25 protein-coding genes are annotated in these 22007 nt (G+C 36.0%); 7 read left to right on the forward strand and 18 right to left on the reverse strand.

Annotated features, from left to right (window positions below; translation table 11 throughout):
• Positions 1 to 142 precede the first annotated feature (142 nt).
• Positions 143 to 763, forward strand: a complete 621-nt coding sequence (locus ATE92_RS13195; RefSeq protein ID WP_232729164.1) for a TIGR00730 family Rossman fold protein — start codon at positions 143 to 145, stop codon at positions 761 to 763.
• On the opposite strand, the gene ATE92_RS13200 is transcribed toward ATE92_RS13195, so the two are convergent.
• From ATE92_RS13200 to ATE92_RS13240, 9 genes are all read right to left on the reverse strand, one after another.
• The gene (locus ATE92_RS13200; RefSeq protein WP_100804160.1) at positions 760 to 2130 is read right to left on the reverse strand and encodes an MBL fold metallo-hydrolase RNA specificity domain-containing protein; all 1371 of its coding nucleotides are present in this window, start codon (positions 2128 to 2130) and stop codon (positions 760 to 762) included. The two genes, ATE92_RS13195 and ATE92_RS13200, sit on opposite strands and share 4 nt — an antisense overlap.
• Position 2131: 1 nt before the next feature.
• Positions 2132 to 2968 (reverse strand): ATP cone domain-containing protein, encoded by an 837-nt coding sequence (locus ATE92_RS13205; protein WP_100804161.1) that lies wholly within the window; start codon positions 2966 to 2968, stop codon positions 2132 to 2134.
• A 3-nt stretch (positions 2969 to 2971) separates the two neighbouring features.
• Positions 2972 to 3823 (reverse strand): universal stress protein, encoded by an 852-nt coding sequence (locus tag ATE92_RS13210; protein ID WP_100804162.1) that lies wholly within the window; start codon positions 3821 to 3823, stop codon positions 2972 to 2974.
• A 67-nt stretch (positions 3824 to 3890) separates the two neighbouring features.
• The gene (locus tag ATE92_RS13215) at positions 3891 to 4739 is read right to left on the reverse strand and encodes a universal stress protein (protein ID WP_100804163.1); all 849 of its coding nucleotides are present in this window, start codon (positions 4737 to 4739) and stop codon (positions 3891 to 3893) included.
• A gap of 5 nt (positions 4740 to 4744) precedes the next feature.
• Positions 4745 to 5599 carry a universal stress protein gene (locus ATE92_RS13220; protein WP_100804164.1) on the reverse strand — a complete coding sequence of 285 codons (855 nt, stop codon included), beginning with the start codon at positions 5597 to 5599 and terminating at the stop codon, positions 4745 to 4747.
• An 11-nt stretch (positions 5600 to 5610) separates the two neighbouring features.
• Complete coding sequence (locus ATE92_RS13225; RefSeq protein ID WP_100804165.1) at positions 5611 to 6459, reverse strand: universal stress protein; 849 nt, start codon at positions 6457 to 6459, stop codon at positions 5611 to 5613.
• A 105-nt stretch (positions 6460 to 6564) separates the two neighbouring features.
• Positions 6565 to 7401: a universal stress protein gene (locus ATE92_RS13230; RefSeq protein WP_100804166.1), complete on the reverse strand. Its 837-nt coding sequence runs from the start codon at positions 7399 to 7401 to the stop codon at positions 6565 to 6567.
• A gap of 69 nt (positions 7402 to 7470) precedes the next feature.
• A complete protein-coding gene (locus ATE92_RS13235) occupies positions 7471 to 8520 on the reverse strand; it encodes a response regulator (RefSeq protein ID WP_100804167.1) in 1050 nt (349 codons plus the stop codon).
• Between the two features lie 8 nt (positions 8521 to 8528).
• Positions 8529 to 10037 carry a PAS domain-containing sensor histidine kinase gene (locus ATE92_RS13240; RefSeq protein WP_100804443.1) on the reverse strand — a complete coding sequence of 503 codons (1509 nt, stop codon included), beginning with the start codon at positions 10035 to 10037 and terminating at the stop codon, positions 8529 to 8531.
• Between the two features lie 89 nt (positions 10038 to 10126).
• On the opposite strand from ATE92_RS13240, the gene ATE92_RS13245 reads away from it, so the two are divergent.
• The 4 genes from ATE92_RS13245 to trxA are packed head-to-tail and all read left to right on the forward strand — an operon-like array spanning position 10127 to position 12373.
• The gene (locus tag ATE92_RS13245) at positions 10127 to 10534 is read left to right on the forward strand and encodes a hypothetical protein (protein WP_100804168.1); all 408 of its coding nucleotides are present in this window, start codon (positions 10127 to 10129) and stop codon (positions 10532 to 10534) included.
• Between the two features lie 10 nt (positions 10535 to 10544).
• A complete protein-coding gene (locus tag ATE92_RS13250; RefSeq protein ID WP_100804169.1) occupies positions 10545 to 11441 on the forward strand; it encodes an RsiV family protein in 897 nt (298 codons plus the stop codon).
• A gap of 1 nt (position 11442) precedes the next feature.
• Positions 11443 to 12087, forward strand: coding sequence for a DUF998 domain-containing protein (locus ATE92_RS13255; protein WP_100804170.1), 645 nt, complete (start codon positions 11443 to 11445; stop codon positions 12085 to 12087).
• Positions 12077 to 12373 carry a thioredoxin gene (trxA, locus tag ATE92_RS13260; RefSeq protein WP_100804171.1) on the forward strand — a complete coding sequence of 99 codons (297 nt, stop codon included), beginning with the start codon at positions 12077 to 12079 and terminating at the stop codon, positions 12371 to 12373. Before ATE92_RS13255 ends, trxA begins: the two co-directional genes overlap by 11 nt.
• A 99-nt stretch (positions 12374 to 12472) precedes the next feature.
• Here trxA and ATE92_RS13265 read toward each other — a convergent pair whose 3' ends face one another.
• The 4 genes from ATE92_RS13265 to ATE92_RS13280 all read right to left on the reverse strand — a co-directional run bounded on the left by ATE92_RS13265 (position 12473) and on the right by ATE92_RS13280 (position 15134).
• Positions 12473 to 13303, reverse strand: coding sequence for a universal stress protein (locus tag ATE92_RS13265; RefSeq protein WP_100804172.1), 831 nt, complete (start codon positions 13301 to 13303; stop codon positions 12473 to 12475).
• Positions 13304 to 13615, reverse strand: a complete 312-nt coding sequence (gene hpf, locus ATE92_RS13270) for a ribosome hibernation-promoting factor, HPF/YfiA family (RefSeq protein ID WP_100804173.1) — start codon at positions 13613 to 13615, stop codon at positions 13304 to 13306.
• A gap of 82 nt (positions 13616 to 13697) precedes the next feature.
• Entirely contained in the window at positions 13698 to 14609 is a 912-nt protein-coding gene (locus ATE92_RS13275) for a mechanosensitive ion channel family protein (RefSeq protein ID WP_100804174.1), read from the reverse strand.
• A gap of 9 nt (positions 14610 to 14618) precedes the next feature.
• Entirely contained in the window at positions 14619 to 15134 is a 516-nt protein-coding gene (locus tag ATE92_RS13280; RefSeq protein ID WP_157809643.1) for a hypothetical protein, read from the reverse strand.
• A 150-nt stretch (positions 15135 to 15284) separates the two neighbouring features.
• Here ATE92_RS13280 and ATE92_RS13285 point away from each other — a divergent pair, with 150 nt between their 5' ends.
• Positions 15285 to 15950, forward strand: a complete 666-nt coding sequence (locus tag ATE92_RS13285; protein ID WP_100804444.1) for a peroxiredoxin — start codon at positions 15285 to 15287, stop codon at positions 15948 to 15950.
• Between the two features lie 447 nt (positions 15951 to 16397).
• Here ATE92_RS13285 and ATE92_RS13295 read toward each other — a convergent pair whose 3' ends face one another.
• The 3 genes from ATE92_RS13295 to ATE92_RS13305 are packed head-to-tail and all read right to left on the reverse strand — an operon-like array spanning position 16398 to position 18888.
• On the reverse strand, positions 16398 to 17387 hold the full coding sequence (locus ATE92_RS13295; protein ID WP_100804176.1) for an MlaD family protein: 990 nt from the start codon (positions 17385 to 17387) through the stop codon (positions 16398 to 16400).
• 5 nt (positions 17388 to 17392) lie between these two features.
• Positions 17393 to 18130, reverse strand: a complete 738-nt coding sequence (locus ATE92_RS13300; protein ID WP_100804177.1) for an ABC transporter ATP-binding protein — start codon at positions 18128 to 18130, stop codon at positions 17393 to 17395.
• Positions 18127 to 18888: an ABC transporter permease gene (locus ATE92_RS13305; RefSeq protein WP_100804445.1), complete on the reverse strand. Its 762-nt coding sequence runs from the start codon at positions 18886 to 18888 to the stop codon at positions 18127 to 18129. Before ATE92_RS13305 ends, ATE92_RS13300 begins: the two co-directional genes overlap by 4 nt.
• Before the next feature lie 155 nt (positions 18889 to 19043).
• Here ATE92_RS13305 and ATE92_RS13310 point away from each other — a divergent pair, with 155 nt between their 5' ends.
• A complete protein-coding gene (locus ATE92_RS13310; RefSeq protein WP_198515625.1) occupies positions 19044 to 19658 on the forward strand; it encodes a BRO family protein in 615 nt (204 codons plus the stop codon).
• A 135-nt stretch (positions 19659 to 19793) separates the two neighbouring features.
• Here the strand turns inward: ATE92_RS13310 and ATE92_RS13315 are convergent, their stop codons facing one another.
• On the reverse strand, positions 19794 to 20522 hold the full coding sequence (locus ATE92_RS13315; RefSeq protein ID WP_100804178.1) for a sulfite exporter TauE/SafE family protein: 729 nt from the start codon (positions 20520 to 20522) through the stop codon (positions 19794 to 19796).
• Between the two features lie 230 nt (positions 20523 to 20752).
• Complete coding sequence (locus tag ATE92_RS13320) at positions 20753 to 21757, reverse strand: DUF4397 domain-containing protein (protein WP_100804179.1); 1005 nt, start codon at positions 21755 to 21757, stop codon at positions 20753 to 20755.
• Positions 21758 to 22007 lie beyond the last annotated feature (250 nt).

Consider the following 22007-nt stretch of genomic DNA (forward strand, 5'->3'; position numbering starts at 1 on the left):
AAATAATATGATGGACAATCACAAGAATAAGTTTCACTTACAAAGGAGTGAATCCCGCTTTCTCCAAGGACCCCGATCAAGATTCAAGGAATTTCTATTTACGTTAAAAGTACAGTACAATTTCATAAAGGCCTTTAGGAAAATGCACTTTATTGGTCCCTGCGTAACTGTTTTTGGATCGGCACGATTCCCACGAGATTCTAAACATTACCAGGATGCTGAAAAAATTGGTGCAGCATTGTCACAATTAGGTTTTACCATTATGACCGGGGGTGGTCCGGGTATCATGGAAGCTGCCAATAAAGGCGCATATGAAGCAGGGGGCTACTCGGTGGGAGTAAATATTATTCTGCCTTTTGAACAAGTCCCTAACCCATACCTTCATAAATGGATTGATATTCCTTACTTTTTTGTGCGGAAATTTTTATTGATAAAATATTCGTATGCATTTGTAGTGATGCCGGGTGGAATGGGGACTTTGGATGAACTTTTTGAGGCTATAACTTTGATTCAAACAAAAATGATACAGAATTTTCCCATTGTAATATTCGATTCTGAATATCATAAGGAATTATGCCAACACATTCAATTAATGGCAAAAAATGAAAGTATTAGCCCTGAAGACTTGAAACTTCTATTTGTTACCGATTCTGCTGTAGAAGTTGTCGAGCATATAAAACTAAACGCTATCCAAAAATTTGGATTGGTAAAAGAACAGTATAAACCAAAATGGTGGTATGGAGAGAATAGAAGAAAATTCTAAACCAAAATTTCTACTGTGCTAAATAATTTGGGTAGGGTAACTTTCCAACCATAAATATCCTGAATCTTTACCCGAAGTGCATCTGATGCTGTAGGTTCACCGTGAATTAAAAAGGTGTTTTCAGGTGTGTTTTTAATTTTGTCTAACCAGTCTATTATTCCAGCCTGATCTGCGTGCGCCGAAAGGCTTTCAATATGTCGCACGCCGGCCTTTACGGGATAATACTTTCCAAAAAACTTCAATTCGTGGGCACCTTCCAATAATTGTCTCCCACGCGTGCCTTCGGCTTGATAACCTACTAATAATACCGTAGTAGTTGGTTCATCGATTAACTGTTTAAGATATGTTAGAACCCGGCCGCCGGTTATCATTCCGCTTCCGGCAATCACGATTTTTGGTCGAGGATCATCAATTGTTTCCCAGGTTTCTTTATAGGAAGTGATGATATTCATCCTGTTTTGCATCGCATTGAATTCTGCCGGAGGGATTTTATGCCATTCCGCAAAACGATCAAAAACATTCAAAACATTATTCCCCATTGGACTATCTATAAAAATTGGTAGATTAGGGATCCTCCTATCATCATATAATTTCCACAGTAAGAACATTAAGGTTTGTAAGCGTTCAACCGCGAAAGACGGAATAATCAGCGTGCCGCGAATATGTATAGTGGTGTTAATTAGTTCAATTAATTTTTCGGAAACACTTTCCTGTGGATGTAATTTGTTGCCATACGTGCTTTCGAGAAAGAGATAGTCTGCCCACTCAGGCTTCTCCGGCGGAAACAATAATAGGTCCTCTTGTCGGCCGATATCACCCGAAAAAACAAATTTCTTTCCAAACAACTCTATCTCGATGAAGGTGGCACCTATAATGTGACCATTGTATTTGAATCGGTATTTTATGTCTTCCGAAATGGAATACCAAGTGTCCTTTTCTACTGGAACAAACAATTTTAAAGTTCGTTCTGCATCTTCTACTGTATAAAATGGAAGCGCCGGATTGTGTTTACTGTATTTATCCTCATTGGCTCGTTCTGCCTCCTCTTCATTTATTTTAGCACTGTCTAAAAGAATTATTTTAGTAACTTCTAAGGTAGGGGCTGTGCCTATTACCTTACCCCGGAATCCATGTTTAACCAGCCTTGGTAAATAGCCCGTGTGGTCTAAGTGACCGTGAGTTAATAAAACGGTATCGATCCTTGACTCATCGAATGGAAAGTCCTTCCAATTTTGTTCACGGAGCTCTTTTAATCCCTGAAACATTCCGCAGTCGATAAGCAAATTTTGACCGGGTGTTTCCAGTAAAAATTTACTCCCTGTTACTGTTCCCGATGCTCCTAAAAAATGGATTTTTACTTGGTTCATATTAATTGGATTTACATAGCATCGAAATTTCAGATAGTATTTTAGTTTTTCTGGCTTCTGAAACCCCTAAATGGTCTAAATAAAAGACATCATTCAATAATTGGCGACATAAAACAATTTCTCTACTCAACAGAAATTGCTTTTCTCTATTGGTAAGTAATGTTGAAACGGTTATAGGGTACAATCCCAGTGTGTCTATACGATCTTTTAAACCATTCTCAAGAGGGTAATCCCAACTCAACAAATAAAGTCCTGCACACTTTCCATAGGTGAGTGCATCTGATGTGAAACGCGTATTGGTTACTACCCAACCCTCATTAGGGCAATTGGGACTATCCTTGTATTGTTCGACAATATCACGGTAGCGAGAGTGAATATAAAGTGGAATTTTCACATTACACGTCGTGGTTTTTTCACCGTGAAATTTACATTCGGCTACTATGTGGTTGCCATTTTTTGATGCGACTACATCTACTTCGTGAGAAACACATTTTCCTTGCATAATTTTGCCAACAATGACCTGATACCCGGAATATTCCAGTAAGGCCCCTATAAAATTTTCAAAAGGAAAACCGGTAGGTCCGAGTTCATATATGGCCTTTTTAAGCTTGTATTTGGAGGCGTAGATTGATTTGCTCTTTTTCAATAGCGCAAATGCCCGGTTGTAAATTTCTTTAGTAGAAATCCCTTGATACAATTCATCACGTACAACGTTAATAATAGTATCCACTGTCAGTTCATCTGCACCACTTCGATACAAACTTTTTCGCAATTTGGACACCGAGAAATCTACTTTGTCGCCGGATGATTTTACAATTTGAAAGTTTTGTTTTATCATATATCAATTTCGAAGGTCGTGTAAGGCCAACACTGGTACTTTTGCACTGAAACCTAAATCCTTGACCATTGGTTTTGAAAATATGGATCCAAAAAAAGAGTGCTTTTTGTTTATAAAAGCAATCATACCACTGTTTCTGCTCTGAGTAAAAATGTTCAAACCGGTCTGAACTTCGGTGTTGTGAAGAAAATGAAAGGTGTACTTTAACCCATCAAAACACTCTTCAAGTAATACCTTGCGTTGTTCCTGTTCCTTGGTGAGCGTATTTTTCTTGGATATATGTAGAATTCGAATGGGTGCATTGGTAATTTTTGCAATTTCGTAGAGATGATTCAGTTCCTTACGTTTGTAATGTGTCTTAAAACTTGTAGGAAAAACTATCTCATTGGGTTCTTGAAAAGATACATCTTTTGGAATCATAAGCACGGGACAGTTCCGTACTTTTTCCATAAAGTCGATACTGTTGCTCCCCATAATTGTATCTAAATCATCTGTTTCTCCTTTGCTGGAGGATATTACCATATCAATGTCTTTCTCCTCGACAAAAGATATAACAGCCTCGAGCGGTGTGCTAAATACAGATTTGATAAAATAAGTATGATTGGAAGGAACATCTAAAATTTCTATTTGTTTCAATATTTTTTTCAGTCCGAGTTCTGATCGCAATTTTGCTTCCTCATACCATTTTTCGCCGGGTTCGGGAACCATCATATTGTCCAACACAAAATTATTGACGCTAAAAGCGTTGAGTAAATAGAAGTCGACATCTTCATTTTTATATAATTCACTGGAATAGCGTAACGCATTCCATGCATTTTTAGAAAAATCCGTGGGTAGTACAATTTTCTTTTTCATCGTGATAGTTATTATGATTTCTATTGATCAATTTAACCTGTATATCGCAGATAAATTATGATAAATATCAGTCCTGCTTAGGAATTATTAAAAATGGCACAAGTGCATATTTTGCTATGTCTCTCACGGTAGCTTCTCTAAATAATCGCACAATTGCATTGTGCTTGTAATATATCATCGAAAGCAAATCTATATGTTCTTTGGTGATAAAAGTGGTAATAGCATCGTACACATCTGTCCCTCCCTGTAGCCAATTATTTTCAGGCTTACTCTTTTTTAAAAGTGCAGATAAATGATGTAAATTCGCTGTTTGTATTTCGGTCATTTTCTCCTTTTTGTGAAGGTGTAAAACCTGTATCGATGCATTGTGAAGCAATGATAGGTACAATAAAGAATTTAGTTCATTTTCCGCAAAACCCCTTTTTAAACCGGAGGCGAATGCAATTTTTTCTATTGGTGTATAATCTATGCCGTGGGGAATCACAAGCAAAGGTGCCTTTTTAATTTTTTGAATCATTGCCAATGTATTGCTACCCATTAAAATATCTCTTGCACCTGTACTCCCTTTACTACCCATTACGACAAAATCCACTTGTTCTTTCTCGATTAATTTATTAATAGCCCTGGACAATTTTAAAGAAGTAGCAATAGCCTTAAAGCTGTGATTGTCTCGGTTAGTATCCAATATGATTTTGTGTTTAACTTCATCACATTTGTTTTCATAAGTATTATACAATTCCTCTACCACCGCTTCGGTTTTACCGATATCAACCCGGCTGGTAAGGTGGGTAACTTGATTTTCGAAAGAATGAACGATAATAAATTTACATTTTTCGGCAGCAAATAATTGGGTGGCATAATGCAAGGCGCAATATGCATTTTTTGAAAAATCGGTAGGTATAAGAATCGTTTTCATCTGTTTTATTTTAATTGTCTTTCTACGGAAGGAATTACCAAAAAAGGAACATTAGTATGGTAGACCAAGTGATTGATGACCGGTTTAAATAAGATATTCTCCAAAAAATTGTGTTTATTATGAATCATTACCATTAAATTAATCTTTGTTTTAATCTGAAATTGTGCCACCGCTTCCACTACATCAGTCCCTTCGGATATATGAAACAAATGTGCATTATCTATAAAATAGGCATCCAAAAATGATTTATTATCAATTTGAATTTCGGTTAATGGAATTCCGTAGTATGCATTTAAAATATGCAAACGTGCCACATGTTGATCACACAGTTCACGGAGCATTGGCAAAAATTTATTGTCTTTATTTAGTTTAAAATCTGTTGGAAATAATATTTCCTTGGGAGCTTCATAATCAAAATGCCCCGGTACTGCCAATACAGGGCATTCTAAATTCTTGATGGCGTACATAGTACGTGTACCTAAAAAAACTTCTTTGGCGCCTGTTGCACCTTTCGTACCCATAATTACAAAATCGATTGCGTTGGCTTCAATACTATTTGTCATCTCAGAAATCAACATATTAAAAGATACATTGCAAGTGAAGCTATGGTTGCTATTGGGGAATTCTTTAATGATTCTCGCCGCTAGTTCATCGAGTTGCTTTTTAGCTCTGTCTTGAGCAACCTTTTGAAGTGTTAGAGCCGAATAACTATCCATCATACTTCCGGCACTTATCATCGCTGGTGTATAAGTATGAAGTAAGTAGAATTGGCAAGTTTCTTCCTTTAATAACTGCACGGCATACTTGATTGCGTTATAGGCATTATCTGAAAAATCGGTAGGTAGAAGGACGCGTTTCATTTTGTTCGGGTTTAATTGCGTTGTAAATTTTGAAGCACCAGAAAAGGAATGTTTATTTCAAGTCCGATCTTCTCAATGGTAGACTGATAAAAAATGTTTTCAAGATAAGAATGGCGATGATTCACCATCACTAACATATCTGTTGAAGCTTCTTTTATGGTTTTATTTATTATTTGGGTAATATCATTTCCGGCCGATTTTTTGTGCGACACTTGATTATCTTCAAAGCACTTGGACAGAAATATTTTGTTGTCCATCTGTCTATGAGAGAGATTACTTACATCTGAAATATGTAAAAATTGAATCCTCGAGACGAAGCGAGCTGCTAACGTACTTACAAGTTTTAATTCGCGTCGACCCACAGGAAGCATATAATCTGTAGGGAACAAAATGTTTTTTAGAGGATATCCTTTATAGCCTACAGGGACTGCCAGTACAGGACACTTTACATACTTGATTACCTGAAGTGTCTGACTCCCAAACGTTACCTGTTCTCTATTGCTTTTCCCCTTAGTCCCCATCACTACCACATCAGCATTATGCTTATCTACCAAATCATTTACCTCATCAACTAAACTTCCAAAGGAGGCTACATAATTATAGGTGTGTTTTGGATTAAAAGAGATGGCTAACATTTCGGCAACAATTTTTTGCAATGCACGTTCTGTTGCTTCCTTGGTTTTTTGCTTGTACTCTTCAAAAAACTCGCGATCCATTTCCATTGTATTTTCATATACATCATCTGCAAATGCGTTCATAATTATCATTTCACTCTTTTCGTATTTAAAAAGTTCCATCGCATATCGAATGGCTGTCATTGCTGATTCAGAAAAATCGGTGGGAATTATTATCTTTCTCATAAGAGTTTTTTATTCATTTCAAATCTAAGCGAGAAAGACAATTTAAAAAATGACAATTATCAGTAGGAAATTATTGTGTCACTCACAAAATGCCAAACAATAATGTTATTCGTGCAAAACCAAAAAAGGAATTTGCATATGGTAGCTAATTCGAGCCACTTGTGGTTTGAACAGGATTCGTTGAAAGAAATTGAGGTTTTTCGCAATCATTGCTACTATATCTATTTGCATTGAATTCACAAACGACTGTAATGCATTTTCCAGATTTGGATTTTCAATTACATGAAAACTATGTGGAGTTTCGTTTAACTGCAGTTTGAGCAAATCTCTGTTCGTGTTTTGAAAGTTATCCAAAGGTTTTTGATTCTGTGCTACACGAAGTACTTTTATGAACGATTGATTAATTTTAGTGACGTCCAATAAGGTTTTAATAATTCTGTGTTTATATAGCATATTAAAATCTGTTGGAAAACCAATAGTAAGGGGTTTTTTAAAGCGTGCGTCTTCAGGAACAACCAAAATTGGGCATTTTACCCGTGTAATTACTGCACCCGTCTTACTTCCAATTGTCATTTCTTTCAGGCCGGAAGCCCCCTTGGTACCCATTACCATAAATTCTATATTTTTTTTAGAGTTGTAATCCCTTATCCCATCAATAAACGATGCCTGAATAATTGCTTCTTTAAAAGTGTGTCGCGTATTGGGATGGTAAGCGTAGACCTGTTTCAACCAAACGTTCATTTCGGTCTTAGAACTCTTTGAGATTTCTTTCTTCGATGCTAGGCCTGCAAAGTGAAGTTCTTTATCGCCAGGCGCTTGCATTGAAATATCAATATGTAGAAAGTGAAAAGTGACATTTTGGTTTTTGAAAAACTGCAATGCATACGTCGTCGCATTCCAAGCATTCTTTGAAAAATCGGTGGGTATTAAAATCTGTTGCATTGTACTTATTGTTAAAACAAAAGTATCAATGAGCCCTTTAGTGATATATGATAAAAATCAGTTTATCAGTTATTCCATGTCTTCCAAGGCCTTTAGTTGAAGAATTTTTATATTTCGCCCCTCAATCTCGATCAATCCGTTTTTCTTAAATTCTGAAAGTGTGCGTATTAAACTTTCTGTTGCGATGCCTGCCACACTTGCCAAATCACTACGTGAAATTCTAATGGCTTCATTGGGCTTGGTATTCATAATGCGAGTGAATTGAAGAATGGTTTGTGCCGTTTTTTTTCGAACAGAACTATAGGCCATTTGCAAAAGTTGCTCTTTTATTTCTGAAATATTCTCGGTGAGAACATTCATCAATTCTAAAGAAACATTCTGATTTCTCCCTAGAATGTTTTTCAATACTAATTTGGAAATTCCGGCAAGTTGCACTTCTTCAACAGCTGTGGCAGTTTCCTGATATGGAAAATTGTCTGCAAAGGATGTAAAGCCCAAAAAATCATCGGGCTTGTGAAGTGCAGTAATTAATTCCTTTCCACTTTCCTCCATCTTATGACTTTTTACAATGCCATCAAGTATAAGATATATGTTGTTAGAATGCGCTCCTTCCCTGTAAATAGTTTCGCCTTTCTTGAAGCTTTTAATTATTCCGGTATCGTCAAACAGATTCTTTAATTCATTTAGATTGTGAACGTCTCCTTCATTTTCTTTTTTTTTTGAAGCACTGTCGCTCATTTTGGATAGAATCTCAGCCTTGGCCAGACGACTTTCTATGGCACTCAATAATTCAAATTCTTCAAAGGGTTTTGTGAGGTAGTCATCGGCGCCAAGATCCATGCCTTTTCTAATTTCTTTATGCTCCGTTTTTGCCGATAGAAAGATAAACGGAATTTGGGTTGTACTTGGCTCTAAAGACACTGCTTCCAAAACACCGTAACCATCTACTTCGGGCATCATGATGTCACAAACAATAATATCGGGGAGTTGCTTTTTGGCAATCTCAATACCAACACGACCGTTAGGTGCAGTAAATACGGTATAATTTTCAAGTTCCAAAAGTTCTGCCGTATTTTCACGTAGGGCGGTATCATCTTCTATTAACAGAATTGTCTTCATATTGTATATTAAGTCGTTTTCATTGGGATTTCTACCGTAAACGTAGTTCCTTTATTTTCAACACTTGTAAAAGTAATTGACCCTCCTAAATTCTCCAAATGAGTCTTTACGATGTTTAACCCAATACCGGTGCCTTGATTAAGCAGTGCATTCTCTGCCCGAAAATACCTGTTGAAAACATACTTTTGTTCTGCTTCAGGAATACCAATTCCTTCGTCACTCACCGTTATTGTTAAACGATTATTCTTCTCATTTGCAGTTAAGTAAATTGTTGAGTCTTCAGAAGAATATTTTATCGCATTATTGATAAGATTGGTTAAAACCAACTCCAGAATTTTTTCATCAAAATCTAAAAAAACAGCATCGATATTCTCGGGATATTCTATATTCTGTGCTTCTTTCAAAAGCATGTTAGCATCGTAAATAACTTCATTAATCACCTTGCTTAACGGAAAGTTAGAGTACTTATAATTTACTTTTCCACTCTCCAATCTTTCAATGGAAAGAAAATCATTTATAATATTATTGAGATATTTTACCTTGCCTTGAATTGTCTTAAGATGCTTTTCTCGCTTGTCTTGCTGTTCTTCTTTTTCATATTTTCCCGCAAGGGTTGCAGAAGTGAGAATACCGCTCAAAGGCGTTTTAAATTCGTGTGAGACCAAGGACAAAAATTTCGTTTTTAGCTCCCCTAGCTCCTTTTCTTTTGTAAGTGCTTCTTCCAACTGTCTCGTTCTTTTGGCAACAGTATTTTCTAATTTCTGAGTGTATTCTTCTTGTTCGGTAATATCGAGAATTATTGCTACCAGTGTTTCACTATTCTCATGCACCGATTTTTGAAGATGTATTTCCACCGGGTACGTGCTACCATCCTTGCGTTGATGTATGCTATTAAATTTTAACTTTTCCTCCCTACCTTCCAGCAATGGAGATATCTTTTTGAGGAACTGCTCTTTGTTAAATTCCGGTTTAATATCTACGGGAGTCATCTTGTGCAACTCTTCGATGGTATATCCAATATTCTTTTTGGCACCTTTATTCACGTCCAAAAAAAGGAGGGTTCTGGCATCAAAAATAAAAATCTCATTGAGCGACTCATTAAATATACTTGCCCAATGCTTCAACTCCTGTTCTGCTTTTTTTCTAACACTTATATCAATGACCAAAGCCATAACATAATCCTGGTCGTATACTGTAAATGGATTAAGTCCCGCCTCTACCGGAAATTGAGAACCATCTTTGCGACGTCCGTATAGATCCCTTCCGTGACCCATCTGTCTTTTATCACTCTTTTTCAAAAAACCACTCACGTGTTTGTGATGGTTATTATGGTACTTCTTTGGAATAAGGATGTCAAGATGTTGCCCTTTAAGTTCTTCTTCTGAATAGCCAAACAACGCATTAGCAGCCATATTAGTAGCCACTATAGTCTGCGACTTGTTAACGATAACAATGCCTTCTGAAATTGCTTCAGAAAGAATCTTGAATACATTGCTTCCTTTTTTAAAAACTTCCATTGCATAAAGATACTTAATATCGAACTGATAAATATCATAGAACATTTCATTTACCAACGCTATTTTTACCATAAGAAAAATTTTAAGTAATGGAAAAAGTAAGTTCCCCTGAATTATTGTTCTATCAAAAAATAGGAGAGTTGTTCTACGCTGTTGCAGCTTCAGATAAGATAGTACGTGAAGCAGAATATAAGATGTTAACACAACTGGTGGAAGATCAATGGAAGAAACAGGATGATTTTGAAGATCAATTTGGGACAGACGCCGCGTATCAAATCTCTATCGTATTCGAATGGTTTGATTATGAGCGAATGGATGCTAATGATTGCTTTGAGAGTTTTGTAGATTATTACAAGGACCACAAGAACCTCTTTTCAGAAAAACGCAAAGATCTTATAATGAATACCGTAAAAAGTATAGCAGATGCCTTTAATGGCTCCAATAAAAGTGAACTTATAATGATTACTAATCTTCAGATTCTTTTAAATAAAAATTAAATCCTCAATTATGAAATACCATATTTTATCGCTTATAATTTTACTCCTTTTTTCTTGTAAAAAAGACAAAACGCAACCTAATGATGATAACAACATAAAGGTTACAACTAAAAAAAATAGCGAGCCGTTTGAAGAGACGATGCCTTTTGACACTGTCTATTCCAGCAATGACAACGAATTGAGAAAAACCAAATCTGTGGTGATAAAAAGGCAAAACCTAATAGATAAAAAAGACGATAAGGAGGAATTGCAAAATTTAATTATTCAAAAGACATTCAAAAAGGATGAAGATTTATATCTCATCGATTTCACATATCCCTATTTAAATGAAGAGTTTAAAGCTTCATATCGCAACTTTAATGAATATTTGGAGAAAACCTACATGAATATTGCAGGGGTCGAAGCCAGTATTCTTGAAGATAAAGAATTGATTTGTGATACGTTAAGAATCAATCGGTTTAAAGAAAAGCGCTTCGTAGATTATAAGGTGTATAACCTGAATAAAAGACTTATTAGTGTGCTTTTTTACAAGGAAAATTACTATTCCGGAACCTTGCACCCATCCTATAGTTTTGATTGTTTAAATTTTGACTTGAGACGATCGGTATTTATGAATTATGAAGATTTTTTTAATGTAGGTACTGAAGAGGAAATGACTGAAATTTTAAATGAGGTTCTTAATGAAAAAATTAACTCGGGCGAAATCTACTACGATTGCTGGGAAATTTCATTTGATGATTTTTTCGAAAATAAAGACAATTTTCTTGTGGATGATTTCAAAGTAGAGTACTATTTTGACGATTGTGTAATATGTCCTTCATATACAGGAACGTTTTCAGTAGAAATTCCCTTGGAAAGAGTACTACCTATTCTTAAAAAGTACAAACTTAATCCACTTATTTTATAATATGCGGCGCTACGCCTACATATATATTTGTGCCTATTTGCTACTTGTAGTGGTGTCGTTTGTACTGCCGCTTTTCAACGGCGCTGGCACCCAATTAATCGAAAACAATCTCAGTTCTTTGGGGGCTCAACAAATGCAGGGCAACTGGATTATGAACACTACTTTTGGTTTTATGTGTCTCGCAACTCTTATATACGGTTCATACACGTTAAAAGACCAATGGGTACAATTGGTGGTTTTGTATTTCTTCGGGGTTTCTTTAGGAATGATGGCAGTATATCAAGCGGCCGGATCCAATGCGCTAGTTCAATATAATCATACCAGTGATGCCTTACATTTTTTATTTTCTGAATTGGCAGGTTTCGGTTTTTTATTACTCTGTATTAGCATTTATTTTAAAATTAGAGTACCCCTATATAAAATGCAAACAGCAGCTGTAATTGGAATAGTAATAATACTCTCTATATTACAATATCAACTACCCCAATACCAGGGTATTTCTCAGAGAATATTAATTTTAATATCTTTCGGATGGTTGTTTTACGCACTCACATCATATCGTTCCGATTTTAAAAAAAGTCCTTATATTAACTCAAAGAATCTTTATAAAACAGTAAAAAACTCAATTCCCCCGGATGAAGAATAATTTTAAAGACATAATTAATTCTGAAACTCCGGTTCTTGTCGATTTTTTTGCTGAATGGTGCGGACCATGCAAAATGCTTGCTCCAATTCTTAAACAGGTTAAAGAAGAACTAGGCGATGCTGTTAAAATCGTGAAAATTGACGTTGATAAAAATCAGCCGTTGGCCACCAAGTATCAAGTTAAAGGTGTACCTACGCTCTTATTATTCAAAAATGGGCAACAAGTTTGGAGACAGTCCGGTGTCCTTCAGAAAAATGATATTGTTGCGATAATTAAATCATTTTAGGTTGCTTTTAAAGCGCTAATTTAATTCGAAACGCTACCCAATAAAAAAAGCAGAAAAACGATTCCCGTTTTCCTGCTTTTTTTATTTTCTTGGTGTAGATTACACTTTAAAGGTCATTATGGGAATATCGCTGTGATTCATTAATGATTCCCCTAGGTTTTCAGAAAAGAAATGAGCCAAGCCTCTTCTACCATGGGTGGGAACAATTATCAAATCGGCGTCTACTTTATTACTAAAACTGTAGATACCATTCTCAAAATTGTAATCACAATAATAAACAATATCGTTCATTAACGAAGTATCAAGTCCTGTTCGAAGTATAAACTGAAATGCCCTCTCCTCCATTTCTTGAGTACTTAAATATTTATCGGGTAGATTTATAAAGACTATCTGAAATTTTGTGTTTGTAGTTTCGAAAAATTTCCAAGCCTTTTTGAAGGGTTCAATAAAATCCAGATTAAAATCGCACGCAAATACAACGCGTTCCATTTTAAACTCCTTAATCTTATTTTTTACAACCAACACCGGCAACGCCGAATACCGCACAACTTTTTCAGTATTAGAACCTACAAATACTTCTTTCAAACCACTAGCACCATGAGACCCCATAACAATAAAATCGGCGTCAAAATCTCTAGCTACTTTATCAATTTCGTGAAACTCCTTGTAATTCTGAACGGTAGTTTGGATGTCTATACCCTTCAAATAATCCTTCTCTAAAAAGGCATTAAATCGCTTTTCTGCCAATTTCATATAATAAATAGCCTGGAACATCTCTTGCGATTCATCTTTCGTGAGTACTGCTTCAGATAAACCCATCATGTGTAATACCACCAACTTCGAACCATGCTTTTTTGCCAGGGTTGCCGCAACTTGTAAAGCATATTCTGAATGTTCTGAGAAATCGACCGGAATAAGTATTTTTTTCATCTATGAAGATATATTTTGATTAGTAAATTTTTGCTTTCGTTTTTTTAGTTGTTTTTCGAGATCTGATATAGTCTCTTTAACTGCCATTTCGAAGTTTTTTTCGTTTGAAGTGGCAAAAATCTTGGGACCCGGAAGACTTACTTCCATTTCGCAAATATGTCCCTTTTCGGTTGGGTCGTTTTCCTTTTTAAAGAACACCTCAATACGTACAACCCATTCATATTTTTTTTCAATTTTTTGAAGTTTTTTGGTTGTATAAGCAGACATACTTTCGCTGGTCTTCATCTTTACAAATTGAATATTTATTGTCATAATTCTACATTAAGATTGCAAATCAAATTTACCCGATATGGGCACAGAAAACTATGATATTTGTCAGTCTGTGGAAATTGAATTATTTGAGATCTTTGCCAACTTTAAGTTCAGGAATCCGAATAACTTCAATTGTTGCTGATGCTAACACAACCTTGCCATTGGTTTCATTTATTTTAGTATGAATGGTATCGTGCAAAAGATGTTGGGTCATTCTTCTTTTTTGATAATTAACAATATAACGAAGGTTAAATTTTAGCCAGTTGTCGGTTAGGGTAATGGCAAGAGTGGGTTCTACTATGGCGTCTTCAATATAGAATTTGTTGACCACCCCTTCCCATTGTTTCTTTGAAGCCAGTGTATATTCACTTAAGATTTCGGATGCAACCGATACAATAATTTTTTTTGCAAGTTCTGTATCCGAGCCATATCTAATGGGGATATTTAATTCATCCCAAATAAAGGGAAAGTCCTGCGTGTAATTGTAAATGGGACCCTTAAAGACAAAAGCATTGCTTAATTTCACAATACGACCACTGTAATTATCACTCGACACCCACTCACCTATTTCCATCATTGTAGTGTAAATACTATCTATGTCTATTACATCTCCTTTAATACCATTCATTTCTATACGGTCACCGGGAGCATAAACTTTTACCAAAAAAATATAGATGGAACCTGCAAGGCTTAAGAATAATTCCTGTAGCGTAATAGCAATCCCAGCTGAGAACAAACCAATAGCAAGTGTGAAATCTTTAATATTCCCGGTAAAATAGGAAATGGTAAGAAGAATTATAAGTAAATAACCTCCAATTTCAATCGCTTTTTGAGTCTTATAACGGGCTGAGGTGTCAGCGATGCTTTTTTTAAAATAGCGACGCAAAAACTGAATCCCTCCTACCACAAATAACAACCATATTATATATTTAATAATGCTGGTCGTGGTTGGATGGGTGTTAAACCATTCTTTTATAAATTCGAAATAATCCATTTAAAGTTTTTATCGCTTTTTTAATATATATTCTATTTTCTCTATAATTGTATCTGAAACATCGCTGGCCTTTTCAATAATGGATTCACCGGACATTGCATCAATACCTTCTATTTTATTGCTCCCCGCTCCCGATGTGGCATAGACAATCATTTTATGCTTTAGCTGTTCATTTTCTGTAATAAATTGAGTTACCCCGCGTGGGGGCTTACCATATTCCCAAGTATGCAAAATAATTATTGCGGAGTAATTTTGAGCTTGAACCTGCTGTAGTTGTGACACATCTATTTTTTTTATATGAATCGAATCTTTTTTGTAAAAATTTATAATATTAATCACCACGGCCTCCTTAAAATCGCTCCCTTGACTGGCTACCAAAATTTTGGTGTGTAACGACGTACTATTAACTAATTTGATTTCCGCTACTTCCATAGAATAGGCCACTTTGTACCAAATTGCAAACGCAAACAGAAGCATGGCAAAACTGAATATAAAAAGCAATCTGTTTTTAAGTTTTGTATTCATTATTTTTCCTTTTACAGGGCCAAAATACTTCGTATGAATTGTGTATGCTATGACTTTTATCATAGTAACAATGATATCGAACTGATATTTATCATTTTAGGAACCCTCCTTCCTGTCTACATTTACTTAAAACTTTTAAAAAATAAATCAATGGACACTCAAGAAATTGAAAAAACATTTATCCCAAGGATTGGTGACAATGCACCGGATTTTGACGCCATAACAACTCCCGGAAAACTAAAGCTATCAGACTATGCCGGTGGAAAATGGGTCATTCTTTTTTCGCACCCTGCCGATTTCACACCGGTTTGTACCACAGAGCTAACCGGCTTTACCGAAAGAAAAAAGGATTTTGAAAAACTCGATACAAAATTAATAGGATTAAGTATAGACAGTATTCATTCTCATTTGGCATGGGTCAATAATGTAAGAGAAAAGACGGGTGTTTATTTTGAATTTCCCATTATTGCCGATATCGATATGAAAGTTGCCAAGCTTTATGGAATGCTACAACCCAATGAAAGCGAAACTGCCGCCGTACGTGCTGTATTCTTTATAGACCCCTATTTAAGAATCCGGCTCATAATGTATTACCCTTTAAATGTAGGCAGAAATATGGATGAAATAATTAGGGCTCTCACAGCACTACAAGTAAGTGATGAGCATAAAGTAGCACTACCACTTAACTGGAAAAAAGGTGATAAGGTAATTGTACCACCACCCAAAACCTTACAACAAATGGAAGAACGTATTAATGATGATAGCTGTGAAAAAGTCGATTTTTATTTAGCAAAGAAAGAATTGAACCTAAACTAATTATCCAACCGCTCATCCTTATTGTTAAAAGCGTTGCTTTTGATACTCTCTAGCACTTCGTATTCATCGCAACTGCAATTGAAATGCCTAGGCCATAAGACCTATACCTTGACGTTGTGCACAAACTTGGTTCTATGGAATATTTTAAATTACATCTGGGACAACTTTCCTTCACTTTATTCATATAGGACAATTTATATAGTTGTGCCTCTAAAAATTCTCCTTGGCGACAGTGTGGGCATTTTAAAAACAAAAGACTCTGTAAATATGTTCTTTTCAAAATTGCTTTAATCTTTACACTAAGGTATTGGTAAAGTTGGTGAATTTTGATAACTGTTGTTACATAACTTTTCAAAGAGTCATTTTGTAGTTTTTTCAAAAAAGTAGTTTCAACGGAGCGCTAATCTTCAATCACAACTTCTATTAAATTGTCTATTTTCGATATTTTTAGTCGTTTGAGGATTTGTCTTTTTTCTTTTGGTCGCGTTCCTGTTTTCTGAAATAACCTCTGAATAAAAAATTATGCTTCAATGCCTCCATATTTTCGTTTAACCTTTGTGAAGCTTCCTTTATTATTATCATAGTCGAATCGATTGTTTTAGGCAATGATTCATCTTTTGTAATGTAATTGAAGGTGCTTTTAGATGTTTTTATTTCTGAAATAATCGATTCCAGATCCTCCGTGGTCTTTGAAACATCTATACTTGATTGTTCCAAATTCGAAATTATTCTTTGCATTTGGTTCCCAACGATGGTGTCATTTAGCAGTACCCCCACTGTACTTGCTTTCATGTCAATTTTTGAAACCTTATGGTTTATGGAGGCAATGAATTGGTTGGTGCCACTGGTGGTGTTTTTTAAATTTTCTAAGGTTGCACGTATGTCTTTTGTTAAAGTAGAATCGGTGATGAGTGCTCCCAATGCACCTTCACCCGCTAAAATCTTATTCGTGATTTTAAGCAAATCTGCCGTAAGTAAAGCTGCATTTTCGTTTGTCACATTGAGTGTCGAAAGCATATCGTCGGCCCCAATTTTACTGTAGGTAGTTATGGTGTCTCCGGATACAATAACTGGCAGATTTGCTTTTCCTGGAAGAATATTAACTACCATACTACCCACCAATCCATCTGATCCAATGGTTGCAATCGCATCTCTCTTTATAAATGCTCCTGTTTTTTCTTCCACCATCATTTGTATCACAATCCTAGCTTCGTCAACCATTTCAATTCTACCAACAGTACCTACATTGATCCCTGAATAGCGAACGTTATTGCCCAATTGTAACCCATTCACATTTTGGAAAACGGCATATATCTGGATGTTTTTACTGAAGATATGTTGTCTATTGCCAATGAAATATAGTGCTGCAACCAAAATCATGGTGCCAACAACAACAAATATTCCGACTCGGGTCTTATGGGAAGCTGATTTTTGCATAGTTTTTAATTTTTAAAAAAGGCTTTAATTTTTGGATCTTCGGAAGTAGATAATTCTTTAAAAGAACCTTCGGCATAATTAATTCCATTCACCAATAAAATCATCCTATTGCTTATAACTCTTGCGCAGTCTACGTCGTGTGTAATAATTAGAGATGAAGTCTTATAGGTGGTTTGAATCGTGCGCATTAATTGAATGATTTCCTTTGATGTAATCGGATCGAGACCAGTGGTGGGTTCGTCATACAGCATAATTTTTGGCTTCAATATCAAAGCCCTTGCCAGAGCCACCCGTCGTTGCATTCCTCCGGAGAGTTCTGCAGGCATTAACTCGATAGCGTGTGATAAGCTAACATTTCCTAAGGCTTCGAGTACTAATTCTTCGGTTGTTTTAGAAGCATCTACTTTGTCCTTGTTTCTACGCAAAGGAAATTCTAAATTTTCCCGCACGGTCATAGAATCATATAATGCACTACCTTGAAAAAGAAAACCAATTTCAGTTCGCAATACATCCAATTCTTTTCTGCCGAGTGAAATAATGTCAAAATCTTTTATTCTAATCGACCCACTATCGGCAGTCATTAAACCAACCAAACATTTAATCATCACTGATTTTCCTGATCCGGACTTCCCCATGATGACCAAATTCTCACCTTCATACAATTTGAGGCTAAAACCATTCAAAACGTGGTTCTCACCAAAGCTTTTACGTAAATCCTTTATTTCTAAAACGGGGTTTTTCATATCTCAAAGAAAATATCGGTTAGAAATACGGCTATAAAGTCTATCACAAAGAGTAACATGGAAGTATAGACAACTGCCGCATTTGAGGCCTCGCCTACTCCAACAGTACCTTTTGAGCAGTTATACCCTTTATAACAACCTACCAAGCCAATGGCAAAACCAAAGAAAAATGATTTTACTGTAGCCGGTATGATGTCACTAAACTTGAGCGCATCAAAAACCTTGTTAAAATATAGCATATATGAAACTTCACCTTTTAGATTTTCTACAATAGCCGAGCCGAAAAGCGCGACCGCATCGCCCATTAAAATAAGTAGTGGAAGCATTAATGTAGTTGCTAAAATTCGGGTCACCACCAAATATTTAAACGGATTTGTGCCTGAAACCTCCATGGCATCAATTTGCTCGGTTACTTTCATACTGCCTAGTTCAGCCCCAATACCAGATCCTATTCGTCCCGCGCAAATAAGGGCAATGATAACGGGACCAATTTCACGAACAATTGAAATGCTTACCATTGAGGGCATCCAGGATGCAGCACCGAATTCGAGTAAGGTAGGTCTGGACTGCAGTGTGAATACCAATCCAAGAATGAAACCTGTAACACTTACAAGTAAAAACGAGCGGTTTCCCATTTGATAGCACTGTCGAAGCAATTCCTTCCATTCGAACGGAGCGGTAACCACCTCCTTAAAAAAACGAAGTGCGAAATAGGTCATATCACCTATCTCTTCAAAGAAACGCTTGGTTTTTAACATTATGGAAATGGTTTTGCTCAATACCTTTATTTAAGCAGTAAAAATAGATTTCATGACCCGGAAAATAAATGATATAAATCAGTTACATAACCTGATATTTCTCATAGTAACTGAGCGATGAACTGCATAATTTTATGGTGTAAATTATATATGAGATGAAAACGAGAACTGTTAGCAAAAAGCCTCTCAATTATTTTCAGCAATTGATGTCGGTCGAAATTGACAACCAAATTTGGTTCGTTGCAGACGATGTAACAAAAATATTAGAACTAAACGATCCCGTTGAAGTTTTGGACAGCTTGGACGAAAATGAAAGAATTTGTTCGGAAATTTTCAGAGACGGAAAGAAAAAAACTGTGAATCTTGTTTCAGAAAGCGGACTCTATGCCTTAATTTTCCGAAGTGATACCACCAGTGCAAAGCGTTTCAGAGAATGGGTTACAAATCAAGTTTTACCCTTAATACGAATAAGAGGTTACTATACTACGAAACGCTTGGAAATTCCCAACTTTGTTATTCGTTTTAATGACAACTACGACCGTATTGCAACCGGATACTTTTCCGTATTGACCGAACTCTTTATTAGACTCTACGGCCGTTTTGAAAAATTAGGCTATCTAATACCCAATAAAGCGCTAACGGGCAAACAAATGCATCCGGAAGTTAGTGTAGGGTTGCATTTTGATGATTATTTAGAAAAAAACTTTCCGAAAAGTAAAGATGATTACACGTTATATCAACACAGATTGCCGAATGGCAAAGAAATCTAGGTAAAACAATACCAAAATCATTTGCTGCCGGCATTTATCGAATTTTTGGATGAAATTTGGATTAAAAAATACGCCTATAAGTACTTTAAAGATAGAGATACTAATGCCCTCGAATTTCTTCCCAAATTAATCGCCTCATAAATTACTCACTATGCTGGCTAAACCAATTCCCAAGATCAGTATTAAGACGATGTAGCGAAACTGCTCTTGGGACATTTTATTCAGTATCAGTTTGCCTATCCAGGTCCCTAAAATTCCTATTACTATTAAAATTGGAATAAGGTATAGTAAATCCTTACGCATATAGCCATTGAAGTAATAGACAATGGTTCTGCTTAAATCTACACCCAAATCTATTACTGCAGAGGTAGCTATAAATTTGTCTTTGTTCATTTTAAAAGCTGCCAACGTAATACCCCTAATTGCACCACCCGTACCCAAAATACCGGCACTTAATCCTGAAAGTGTCCCACCTATAAAGGCATTTTTTGCAGTTGCTTTTATAACCAGTTTCTTGAAAATAAGAAAAACTAAACTAAGTACCACCAGAAAAATCCCCAACGAATACGTTAAAATTACAGGATCTAAAAACTGACTAAAATATCCGCCAACTATTACAAAGACAACTGCGGGTACCCCCAATTGTACTAGCACCTTTTTATCCAATCCCTTTCTGAAAAAAGCAATTTTTGTTAGGTTGCTGGATACGTGATATAATGCGGTGATCCCCAACACCGACTGAAAATCCAAGAAAAAATTAGCCACCGGAACAAAGAAGACCGATGAACCAAAACCACCTACAGTCCCTAAAATTTCAGCAATCAGTGATAGAATTATAAAAACGGGTAAGTATCGAGAAAGCATCTTCTAGTTTATATGGCCACTAAAATAATTGTAAGAAGTAAACGGTACTATGACATAAGTCATTTTAATCTTTTTGAAGCCAAAATGGAATCGAAAAATGTGATACTGTTTAAAATTTTTAAAAGTGGAATGGAATACCGTAAGTTAGAATTAAAAATTGGATGGTTGCTCTTTGCAAAAAAAACCTGCAACTTAAGTTGCAGGTCATTGAGGAGCAATTTAAAACAAACCTATTGCTTGATAAACTTTTTTGTAGCAATTGTAGTTGTGCCGTCCATAATGCTAAGCTGATAAATGCCTCCGTGTAAAGCAGTGACATCTACACTATTGTCTGTCACAGTTAGATTACTCAAAACTGTTCTTCCTAACATATCGGTAATCGAAACATTGTAATTGGCTAATTCGATTCCGCTTACGGATACGTTTAATTGCTCAGTTGTTGGATTTGGATATAAGGCAAAAGAAGTAATGTCGAAATCGTTCACACCCAAGGCTGCTGAAGGTAATTCCAGTAAAGCGCCGGGGGCCCCTGTTGAAACCCATAGACCAAAAGCGGGACCATTACTATTATTAGCAGGATTCAAGAATCCTGAAGCCAATACCACTAAGGCTGCTCCATCCAAATTAAGTGTGGCCAATGGTGCTTCATAAGCAGCTACACCAACAGTTCCGGTTTCGTCTCTTACTTCCAAGACATAATCTGCAGTTGGTAATTCTAAATACCCTTGAAATTCTGAATATGTTATGTTATCTACTATAGTTCCGGCTCCGGCTCCGGTTTCAACAACATCTACAGTAGGTGCATCGGTAGATCCGTGGTGTACCAGTACATCTGTATTTGTTGCGACAGCGGCTGTTTCTCTACCCATTGCATATACTTCTAATGAGAAGGGTTGAATAGGATCGTAGCCCGTAGGACTAACAATTCCGTCTGCAACAACTATATATGTTTCTCCATCCATAAGAGTTACAGGAAAAGAAGCTATTGCATCGCCGGAACTTGTACTATTTGGAGGTGCAACTCCTATAATTACTTCAACTTCTGCAGGAAAATCAATAAATCCGGATTCAGTTCTAAAGGTAAAGTTGTCCAGTGCGAGGGCCGCATCTAAATACACATCTACTTGTTCGGCCGCAGCGTCTGCAGAATTGTGTATAACATTTACCCTGGCTGTTTGCGAAAATGCGGTGGCCGAAATAAGAGCCACTGCAAGAATTTGTACTACATTTTTCATATCGTATAGTTTTAATGTTTGATCAAAACTAAACAATATATATTTTGTTTAACCTTTTTTAGAAAAAGTTTAACAAAATATATAATTAATTGATTTTTAGATGTATAAAAATGTGTGATTTTTAATATCTACTCTTAATTATCCCTAGTAAAACAGATAAAAGCGAAATCGGACCTGATTTAGCTGCGTATAAATTAGTAGTGAATTCTTGGAATTTGTTTTAATACCGACACCCTGCTCTTTACAAGAT

It is taken from the genome of Ulvibacter sp. MAR_2010_11 (assembly GCF_002813135.1).
Taxonomy (GTDB): Bacteria; Bacteroidota; Bacteroidia; order Flavobacteriales; family Flavobacteriaceae; genus Altibacter.